Origin of the sequence: Streptomyces sp. DvalAA-14 (assembly GCF_900091855.1) — a bacterium.
GTDB lineage: Bacteria > Actinomycetota > Actinomycetes > Streptomycetales > Streptomycetaceae > Actinacidiphila.
Genome location: NZ_FMCH01000191.1, coordinates 17750 through 27613, shown reverse-complemented (window position 1 = coordinate 27613; position 9864 = coordinate 17750). Strand labels below are relative to the sequence as shown.

At 69.5% G+C, this 9864-nt stretch carries 7 protein-coding genes and 1 tRNA gene; 5 read left to right on the top strand and 3 right to left on the bottom strand.

Translation table 11 applies throughout. The annotated features are described in order from the left end of the window. Window positions 1–124: 124 nt before the first annotated feature. Window positions 125–1306, bottom strand: coding sequence for an ArgS-related anticodon-binding protein NrtL (gene nrtL, locus GA0115240_RS09540; RefSeq protein WP_093736224.1), 1182 nt, complete (start codon window positions 1304–1306; stop codon window positions 125–127). A gap of 201 nt (window positions 1307–1507) precedes the next feature. Next, window positions 1508–1945, bottom strand: a complete 438-nt coding sequence (locus GA0115240_RS09535) for a response regulator (RefSeq protein WP_093736223.1) — start codon at window positions 1943–1945, stop codon at window positions 1508–1510. A gap of 208 nt (window positions 1946–2153) precedes the next feature. On the opposite strand from GA0115240_RS09535, the gene GA0115240_RS09530 reads away from it, so the two are divergent. Next, window positions 2154–2225: transfer RNA gene (locus GA0115240_RS09530), tRNA-Arg, on the top strand. A 360-nt stretch (window positions 2226–2585) separates the two neighbouring features. Here the strand turns inward: GA0115240_RS09530 and GA0115240_RS09525 are convergent. Continuing rightward, window positions 2586–3704 (bottom strand): site-specific integrase, encoded by a 1119-nt coding sequence (locus GA0115240_RS09525; RefSeq protein WP_141708792.1) that lies wholly within the window; start codon window positions 3702–3704, stop codon window positions 2586–2588. Window positions 3705–4133: 429 nt separating this feature from the next. Here GA0115240_RS09525 and GA0115240_RS09520 point away from each other — a divergent pair, with 429 nt between their 5' ends. The 4 genes from GA0115240_RS09520 (at window position 4134) to GA0115240_RS09505 (ending at window position 9844) form a co-directional block, all read left to right on the top strand. Then, window positions 4134–4460, top strand: a complete 327-nt coding sequence (locus GA0115240_RS09520) for a hypothetical protein (RefSeq protein WP_093736221.1) — start codon at window positions 4134–4136, stop codon at window positions 4458–4460. Window positions 4461–4470: 10 nt separating this feature from the next. Continuing rightward, on the top strand, window positions 4471–5247 hold the full coding sequence (locus tag GA0115240_RS09515; RefSeq protein WP_093736226.1) for a nucleotidyl transferase AbiEii/AbiGii toxin family protein: 777 nt from the start codon (window positions 4471–4473) through the stop codon (window positions 5245–5247). A gap of 131 nt (window positions 5248–5378) precedes the next feature. Next, window positions 5379–6344 (top strand): hypothetical protein, encoded by a 966-nt coding sequence (locus GA0115240_RS09510; RefSeq protein WP_237554746.1) that lies wholly within the window; start codon window positions 5379–5381, stop codon window positions 6342–6344. Further along, a complete protein-coding gene (locus tag GA0115240_RS09505) occupies window positions 6329–9844 on the top strand; it encodes a DEAD/DEAH box helicase (RefSeq protein ID WP_093736220.1) in 3516 nt (1171 codons plus the stop codon). The genes GA0115240_RS09510 and GA0115240_RS09505 overlap by 16 nt, the downstream gene beginning before the upstream one ends. The last annotated feature ends 20 nt before the right edge of the window (window positions 9845–9864 follow it).

Below are 9864 nucleotides of genomic sequence, written 5' to 3'. Positions count from 1 at the left end.
CGCTCGGACGCCGGGGCGGGTCGGGCGGACGGCGTGTCCTGGCTGGCTGCGCGGCCGCCCGTCCGGCTGCCTGACTGCCTGACTGCCTGTGAGGCTGTCCGGGCGTTCCTGGCTGCCGGCCCGGCTACATGTGATCGGGCGCGCTGATGCCGAGCAGATCCAGGCCGCCGGTCAGCACCACGCCCGTCGCGTCGGTCAGGCGGATCCGGGCGCCGTGGGCGGCCGAGGGTTTCTCGTCCCCCTTCGGCAGCGGCGGGCACTCGTCGTGGAACCGGAAGAACGCGTCCGCCAGCCGCTCCAGGTGCCGCGCCACCCGATCGGGGGCCCGGCGCCGCGCCGCCGTCTCGACCACCCGCGGGAAATCCGCGACCAGTCCGAGCAGCTCGGTCTCGGCGGGGTGATGATACGTCGCCCGGTCCGGCTCCCGGTCGGTCGCCCCTTCGGCTGCCTGTGCGGACTCGTGGGGGCCCTCGGCGTCCTCGGCCCCGGTTTCCCCGGCGGTGTCGATGGCGGTGTCGGCTGGGGTGTCGACTGGGGTGTCGATCGCGACGCCCAGGTCGTGGGCGTTGCGCACCAGTGCCAGGGCGCGGGCCCGGGCGTAGCGGACCCGGAACAGCGGATTGCTCTCGCGCTGGTCCAGCAGGTCGGTGGTGAGGCGGGGGATGTCCTGGGCCGGGGGGCGGAGCAGCGCCCAGCGGGTGGCGTCGGGACCGAGCGGGGCGGCGGGGGTGTTCGGCGTCCCCGGGTCGGCGGGGTCGGCAGGGCCAGCGGGGCCGCCGGGGTCGGCGGGGTCGGCGGGGTCGGCGGGTTCCTGGACGCTGAGGGCCTCGGTGCGCGTACCGGGCGCGGCGGGCTGGGCGCCGGCCGCTTCGAGCAGCCGGTTGACGACCTCCGCGGCGATCTCCCCCCGGAGCGAACCGGGCTCCGCCGCCACGACAACCACGGCCTCATCGGCCAGGCCGTCCCCGCGGCCGTACTGCTCGCGCTGGGCCCGTACCTGCCGGACGACATCGCCGTACGCCCCCGCGCTGAGCGTGATGTTCAAGAACCCGCGCCCGGCGATCTCCACCTGGGCGATCCCGGGCTCCTTCTCCAGCCGCCGGGCCAGGATCTCGGCCACCGCGTACGGCGTACGGCCGGCCGACCCGGCGATCTGCAGGGCCACGTTCGTGGCGTAGTCCCCGCAACCGGGCCGCGGCGGCCGCCGTACGACCACACTGTCCGGCACCGCCCCGCGCAACTCCTCCGCCGCCACGGCACGACGTACCGCACCCAGGACGACACGGGACAGCTCGGCGGGAGTCACAAGAAGAAGCGTAGGCGAGCGTGCGCCGCTGCCGCCGAGCGGGTTTTCGCGTGGCGCGGCCGAGCGGGGGCGGCGCGGTCACCGGCGGTGGCAGCGACCGGCGGGCCGGGCCGACCGGGGCCGGGGGGACGGTCGGGCCTGGACCGGGTGGGGCTGGCGGGGAGGATCGGGCAGCCCGGGCCGGGAGGAGCGGGCCGACGCTCAGGCGCCGCCCGGAGTGGCGGCGGTCTGCCCGCGGGGCTGCTCGGGAGGGGGCGGCTGCGGGGGCACCCGCGCGATCAACCGCCGTACCGTGTCGACCAGATGACCCGGCTCGAACGGCTTGCCCACATAGGCGTCCACCCCGCCGGGCCCGCTCGCGCCCTCGGGCAGCGACCCCGCGCTGACCATCACAATCCCGATCCCGCGGGTCCGGGGATCGGCCCGCAGCCGCGCCGCGGTCCGGACCCCGTCCAGCCTGGGCATCACCACATCCAGGGTGACCACATCCGGCTGCACCGTGTGCACGATCTCCAGGCACTCGGCACCATCAGCCGCGGTCACGACCTCGAAGCCCTCCAGCTCGAGGTTGACCCTGATCAGCTGCCGGATCACCTTGTTGTCATCAACAACAAGCACCCGGCCGGACGCGCCCGCCACACCAGAAAGCCTAGGCGCGCCCCTCGCGATGCGTCCGCGTTTTGCCCATTTCTCCCCCGCCAGGAGTGAAACCCCCTCTCCCACCTGCCCCAACGTCACCCCCCAACCACCTCCCCCACCCCACCCGCCACCCCCAAAAACCCCGTACACGCCCACCCCGCGCAAGCTGGTAGTGTTCTTCCCGTCGCCCCGACCAGGGGTAACACCAGCCCCCGTAGCTCAGGGGATAGAGCAACGGCCTCCGGAGCCGTGTGCGCAGGTTCGAATCCTGCCGGGGGCACTCCGGAAAAGCCCGTTGACCTGCGGAAACGCAAGTCTGACGGGCTTTTATTTTTGCCAAGACACACGGCCAGTGAGGCCGTTGCACTTTCCGCCACGGACAATCGGCCAGGCCGCTGACCAGGCACTTTCAGACGCGAGTGGTTCGTCGACCGCCCAAGCGAGGGGCACTTTCCGCAGCCTGTGGCGTATTCGTGACGCGGAAGGAAGACCGCCGGGCGGGACGCCCAGGGCGTAGACGAGCGAGACGTGCCGCCGGTAGACCCTGCTGGAGCGCCTTGAAATCCCGGCTGTCTTGCCGCGGAAACGGAGTCCGCATCGTCACGGAGTGCGACGGCGTCAGCCGCGGCGAAGGGTCGCGCTACTCGTAGTCGCCCAGGAATTTGTCGATGCGGTCATTTGCGACCGTCTGGCGCCCGTAGAGGCACTTCGCATAGGTGCGCAGCAGCGTCTCGACGGTGTTGCCGGCCCGCTCTGCGACCTCGGTGGGATCCACTCCAGCGTTCAGCCACGTCGACAGCGCCGAGTGCCGCAGGTCGTACGCGCGAGCAACAAGAGGCGATTCCACCAGATCCGGTGGGAGCGCCAAGATGCGCGCGTCCCGCAAGGTCGTGCAATAGCCGCTGGAACCCAGCACTCGCCCCCGCTCGGTGAAGAACATTCTTCCGTCGGCCGCCGTGCCGAACGTGTCGACGCTCTGCCTCCAGATCGTCACCAATTGTGGCGGCAGTGGCACCACACGAACCGCTCCGCGCCTCCGGCTCTTCAGACCCCGCTCATCGTGGTTACGGCCGCTGTCCGTGTACCTCTTGCCCGCCTGGGGACGAGTCTCGTGCAGCACGAACCTGCCCCAGCCGTGAGCCGGCAGAACACAGTCCTGGTACTTCACGGCCACGGCTTCCTCGGGCCGCAGACCGGCGTAGTACATCCCCGCGAAGAACCCAACCAGCCGCCGCCCCCGAGCCCGCCCGTACAGCCCTACGTACGACAGGGCGTCCAGCAGAGAGCGAGCCTGGCCCGGATTCACCAAAACTCGCGGATCGACCTCCTCGTCGTCCGTCGGCACCTGCCAGCGGATCTCGGGAATCAGGTCGTCACCGGCGCCTCCCCCGCCGAACGCGTAGCCAACCGCATTCACCAGCGTCTTCTTGCAGTGCCGTTGCGTGCTTCCCGGCACCGCAGACCCATCCGCTCGGACGCTCAGCGACCGGATAACCCCCCTCATCACTTCCGGATCCAGAAGATCGTCCATGGGCCGCGTCGCCCGAGCCACCCAGCGCAAGGCCATCTGTTCCTCGCCGGGTACCTCCCGGTCCGCCGGACGCGGCACCACAAACGCCCGTAGTCGCAGGGCTCGGCGCAACAGCTCCTCGTCGGGCCTCAGAGTCCGACCTCTGATCATGGCCAAGGTGAGGGCACACAGTCCCTCGTTGTCTTCACAACGTGTTTTCGCCGCGGTCTGCCGCCAGCGCACGTCCATGTACTCCAGCGCGAAGTCATACCAACTCCGTCCAGCGAAAGGCGAACTCCGACGCTCGGCCACGGCCGCGCCACCGCCCCGGCCCGCGCCAGCTTCGCGCCTGACGGCGGTCACCAACTCGGCCGCCAGCTCATCGGCAACGCGTCTGACACTCGCCGAGGTGCCTCTGCCGCGCCTCACCGCGCCCGGCCTCCCTGGGCGCTTCTTCGCACTCGCCTTCCTGGCACGCCCTGCCTCATTCCGCATGACGCTCGCCGCCTCTCTACCTGTTCAACGATCGACGCGGAGGAGTCGTGCCGCTTACCCGGGATCCGCCGACCAAACGATCAGTCGGCGACGATCCAATAGCTGACCGTTACAGCGCAACGCCATACAGGACCGCCTCCCGCAGGCTCGCCTCTCCCCGGCCGCGCGGGGCATACTGCATGTATGCAGCCAGGGGTGCGTTACGCGGACATCCGCCCGTACACGGTTCCCGAGTCGCTCAGCGAGTTGGCCGGGCCGACGAGCGGGATCGTCAGCCTGCCCCTGAGCCTGGACTGGTCCCAGCAGAGCCGCTACGACCTCGCCATCGACAAGGACAGGCGTCGCCTCTACGAGACAGTCATCCGCGAAGCCATGGACGTCACTGAGCTGCGTGGATTCCTCGACGAAGGATTGCTGCTGCGTCTGTGGCCCTCGCTCTGGCTCCCCGTACGCGCGAAATCGCTGTGGCAGGAGAGATTCCCCCAGCTGAGGTCTGCTGCCGCCGCATAGTGTGATCCGCATGGACCACCTCCACGCCCGTCTGACCCGCCTCGCCCTGGCGGCCGCAGCCGGGGACGGCTTCGTACTCGCCGGCGGATACGCCGTCCAGGCCCACGGCATCCTCAACCGCGTCTCCGACGACGTCGACCTCTTCACCAATCAGGGTGATCCGCAAAGATTCGACGCTGCTGTGAGCGCAGTACGGGACGCCTACACGTCCGACGGACTGACGGTCGAGGTGATGCGATCCGGCGGCTCCTTCGCCCGCCTGCTGGTAACCGATGAAGAAGGTCAGCAGACGAAGGTAGAAATGGGCTACGACTGGCGTGCCGAGCCCCCCGTCATGATGGAGATCGGCCCCGTCCTGCACCCCGACGACGCCGTCGCCAACAAGGTCTCCGCCCTCTACTCCCGCGCGGAAGCCCGGGACTACGTCGACGTCCACGCTGCCCTCACCAGTGGACGCTACTCGGCCGAGGACCTTCTGCGCCTGGCCGAAGAGCGCGATCCGGGCTTCGACCGCCCCATGTTCGCTCAGGCGCTGCGCGCCTCAAGACGCTGGGACGACGAGGACTACATGAAGTACGGCCTCGACGCCGAAGCCGTCACCCGCCTGCGTTCCGCAATGGAGTCATGGGCCGACGAACTGGAACTCGGCGCCCGCCCGACTGACAAGCTGCGGCCGTCCCAGGACAACCAACTGGGCACCACCCCCCAGATGCCAACCGGCCGTCCGACGTCCAAGCCCCCGACGGCCCCGCCAGAAAGTGGCCTCGAAAATCGCAAGACCCGCTGACCTCCGCTTTCTCAGAGCGTTATCACGCCCGCCAGTCGAAACGACGGTTTTCCGCAAGGACGCGGGTGCAGGGCTGCGAGTACTGCGGCCGTCAGTACGGTGGGACGGGGCGGACCACTCGATAGGGTGACATGGCCGAGGTCCGCCTCGGTCCCCTGCACTCGTCCGACACGGTGCGGGTGGCCCGGGACGAGCAGGGGGTTCGGGTGGCGGATGTCTCGCCCGCGCAGGCGCTGGCCCGAGCGACAGCCGTCGGTGGGCGGGTGGCTGACCTGATACGACGGGAGCCCCGAGGAGACGACCAGACGTGCCGCTGGGAACTCGTCGTGACCCTCAGCAACAGCCCCGAGGACCGGGCGGCCGCCGGGTGGATCGTCGCCGACGAGATCATGCGGGAACGCACCGGCGGGCGCCCACGGACCTACGGAAAGTGGCGCGAGGCCACCTTGAACGGGACTAAGCTGACCGGGACGGATTACGTCCTCGTGAAGGCATTCGCGGAGCCCGTCTTCGAAGCGGCAGCCGCTAAGAAGAAGGGCAACCACGGGCTGGCCGGGTACGTGAGCGAGTGGCTCTGGTACCTCCTGACCCGCGATTTGCCCGAAGAACCAGCGCGCGCCGTGGAGATCCTCGGACCGCCGAAGGCCGCCGTCAACGACGGAGGCGGCGACGGACTCATCGTCTACCGGGAAGGCGGTACGGCCCGGGGCTTCTCCTTCCGTCTGTGGGAAATGAAGAAGTACACGGGGGATTCGAATCGGCCGGATTTGGCGATCCGCAGGGGCTGGACGCAGCTCAGCACCAAGGGTGCGACCTACCTGGGAATGCTCTCCTGGGGCGACAAGCTGCTCGCTGACGACACCCGGGAGTTCGTGGGCAGTCTGGCTGAGCAGTGGGTCGATGAGGAGGAGTCGGCCGGCGGCGGTGTTAGCGTCGCGCTGAACGCCACGGCGATCCCGACGAAGGCATTCCACCACGCGCACGAGCACTTCACCACCCACAAGCATCCCGGCGCGCTACAGGGCCTGGTGGTGGCGATAGACGATCTTGAGGACTTCGCCGAAGAGGTGAGGAAGTACGTGTGGACCGCACTCTAGATCCGGCGGTTCTCGCGACCGCCCTCGGCGAACACCGCCCCGGCGGGGTCCTGCCCTCAGCACAGGAACTGCTGGCGTCCATCACCCAACTGGAGATCGCCGCCTTCGGCAGGGACCAGGAGATCCCTGACAACGTGCTGGCGACGGCGTGGCTCCTGCACGGACTGGCAGCGATCGAGCCCGAGACGCCCAGGTTCGACCCGATGCGGACCCGGCAAGCCCTCGCGGTCAGTGCACACGTGATGGACCTGGCCCTGGCCGACGAGCGGCACTCCCCCACCGAGCGGCTGAGAATCGCCTTCGCCGCCCAGGCCGGGTACCGCAGGTGCGAGCAAGAGCCCAACGCCACCGCCGTCTACCGCCAGGTCAAGAACCTGGTGGACTTCGTCTCCTCGCTTCCGGCGCACCTCGACACCCTGGCTCTGGAGGCCGGTGTCGTGTTCCTGGCATTCGAGCGGCCCGACCTGAACCGGGCCCTGGCCGCCTGGCGCCGTCAGTTCGCGGAGTTGCGCACGCTGATGAGCGACGAACCGCTGGCTGGCACAATGTACGGCCCCGCCGAAGCCGTCGTCGAAGCGGTCCACCTCCTCCGCCTGTACCTCTCCTTCGGCGTTCTGGACCGTCTACACGACGCACAGGAGCTGCTGGGCAGCGTGCTGGACGGGCGCGCAGGCCGCGGTGACCCGACCGCCCGGTGGGTCGCGGCCCACCTTCTCGGTCTGAGCGGCGAAATGGCCGCCAGCAGCCTGTACACGCTACTCCCGGAGGGAACTCCGGATGCGGTCGCCCGGACCTTCGCAGTGTCCGACCCGCCGGTTATGACCCTGTGGCGCCCGCAGCGCCAATTGCTGAACTTGGAGCGGGGCAACCCGGTCGACCCCGCCACCGGGCGGAGCCTGATCAGCGTGCCCACCAGCGCGGGCAAAACGCTGGTGGCCCAGCTGGTGATCTGTTCCCACCTGGCGCAGAGGCCCGGCCGCGTGGTCTACGTGTCGCCCATGCGCAGCCTAGGCCGGGAGATGCGGGCCGCGCTGCGGGGCCGACTGCGGCTGCTGGAGCGCAAGCTGGTCGCCGAGCAACCGGACTTCCCGCTCGCCGACGGCAGCGGCTCCCTCGTCGGGGACGTGGACATCGTGACCCCGGAGCGGCTCATGCACATGATCCGCAACAACCCGGGCGCAGCGCTGGACGAGGTCAGCCTCATCGTCGTCGACGAGGCCCACCATCTCGCGCAGGGCCGACGCGGGTTCGTGCTGGAGGGCCTGCTCGCACTCCTGCGGATCCGCCCCGACATCCGGCTGGTGCTGCTGTCCGCCGCCGTCGGCAACCGGGCTGCTCTGGCGTCGTGGCTCGACCCGGCACGGCCGACGGAGGAGGTCTATTTCACCGACGACTGGCGCGGCCCTCGGCGGATGCACGGCCTCATGTACCCGCAGCTGCTGAAGGAGCAGGCCGAGCGCACTCCGCGCAAGCCGAGCAAGAAGCACTCCTCCACCACCCGCGCCACTGTGCCGGTGGCCTCCCGGCTAGACGTCCGTCCGACCGCGACCAGCGGCACCTTCGGTCTGACCATCCCCAGCGTCGGCACCAGGGCATACGCCTCCCCCAACTCCCGGCGGTGGAACAAGGACACCAAGCTCACCGGCGGCATCACGGACTACGAGGTGTTCGCCGCCGGCGCCGCTGCCCTGACCCGGGCCGGCAGCGTCCTGATGGTCGTCGCCAGCAAAGTCATCGCCAGGAACGCCGCAAACGCCATGGCCAAGCGATTGGATGTCCGCCCCGAGGCGGCGCCGCTCACCGAGTTCCTGGCCGAGACCCTCGGCGAGCAGCACCCCCTGGTCGACTGCACCCGCCACGGCGTCGCATACCACCACGCCGACCTACCCGACGACGTCCTCCACGCTGTCGAACAAGGACTCCGCGACGGAGACCTGCTGGCCATCGCCAGCACCACCACCCTCACCGACGGCGTCAACCTCCCGGTGCGCACCGTCATCATCAATCACACGGTCGAGGGTGACCACACACACGGGAACCAGCGCGGGCTCAGTCCTGCGAAACTGCTCAACGCCATCGGCCGGGCTGGTCGGGCCGGGCGCGAGAGCGAGGGGTGGGTCATCCTCACCCGCCCCTACCCGCCCCGGGCTGCGGAGTTCGAGACGCTCACCCCCGACACCGAGCGGCTCACCGTCACCTCCGAACTGCTCAGCGAAGACGCCCTGCGGTCACTGGCCGATGCCGAGCGGCAGCTGCAGAACTCGCTCGACGGCCTGTTCGGCGTGGTGGGAACCGTCGCGGCCGACTTCGCCGCGTTCGTGTGGCTGGTCCTGCAGACCCACGCCGAGACCCTCCACGCGCCCGGCGACCGGCTGGACCCGGTACGGTCGCTGCTCGCGATGGAACAGGCCGACGACCCTTCGGTCCCGGCCCGCTGGATGGCGCTCGCGGAGAAGGTCACCGCGGTCTACGACGCCACCGACCCCGTCTCGACCCGCCGGTGGGCGAGCACCGGAACCAGCATCGGATCCGCCCGCTTCCTCGACCACGTCGCCCGACGCCTCGTGGAGCAACTCGTCGCCTACGCGGCCCCCGAGGACACCCCGGACGAGATCAGCATCTTCTTCGGGCCACCCGAGTGGCAGCTGGAGCAAACTCTGGACTTCCTTGCCGAGCAGGGCGCTTTCAAAGACCTCCTGCTGACGCCCGAGGCCTTCGGGAAGTGGAAGTTCACTAGCCCGCACAACAAGAGCTTCAGCGTCGACGTGCCGATCGGCGACGGGATCCGGGACTGGATCTCCGGCACACCCATTCCGGAACTGGCCCGCGTCTGGGCGCCCGGCATTCTGTCATCCCATCCTCGGATGCTGGAGCTGACCGTCCAGAGCATCAAGCAGGCCTTCGAGCACGCAATCAGCTGGACAGCCGGCGCCCTGGTCAACCTCGTCAACACCCACCCCCTGCTGACACCCACCACGCCCCGCCTGTTCGCACAGACGGCCTGGCACATCCGGCACGGTGTCGACACCGAGCAGGCCATCACGCTGCTGACCTCCGGCATCACCTCCCGCCGCCTGGCCCACCAGATCGGCCGCGCCGCGGCGGAGGCCGGCATCGGCCCCGGTGAACTCCGCACCTGGGTCGCCGATCAGCAGATCGACGGCTGGGTCACCGCGTACAAGGCCAACACGTACGAGGTCGAGGACCTCCTCGACTACGTGAGCAAACCAGCCAACCCGCTCAACGAACTACTGCGAGGAAATCCCGTCACCATCCCTCTTGCAAGGGTAGGCCCGGGCACCGGAGACGGGCCGGTCACCCTGACCCACCCAGGCAAGAAGCCGGCGAGCATCAGCGTCAACCGCGACGGAAACCAGATCGCCGTCATCCCCGCTGCCCGGCATCACGCCGTCCTCACCATGATCGACAGTGGCCTCGACCTCACCCACCACCTTGAGTCCGAGCAACTGGTCACCACCCTGACAGTGGCCAGCTTGTAGGGCGCCGGGGTTGGTCGACA

Excerpts from the sequence above, each read along its gene's own strand:
- GA0115240_RS09525 (WP_141708792.1), bottom strand. The coding sequence starts at position 3,704 with ATGGACGTGCGCTGGCGGCAGACCGCGGCGAAAACACGTTGTGAAGAC.
- GA0115240_RS09520 (WP_093736221.1), top strand. The coding sequence starts at position 4,134 with ATGCAGCCAGGGGTGCGTTACGCGGACATCCGCCCGTACACGGTTCCC.
- GA0115240_RS09515 (WP_093736226.1), top strand. The coding sequence starts at position 4,471 with ATGGACCACCTCCACGCCCGTCTGACCCGCCTCGCCCTGGCGGCCGCA.
- GA0115240_RS09510 (WP_237554746.1), top strand. The coding sequence starts at position 5,379 with ATGGCCGAGGTCCGCCTCGGTCCCCTGCACTCGTCCGACACGGTGCGG.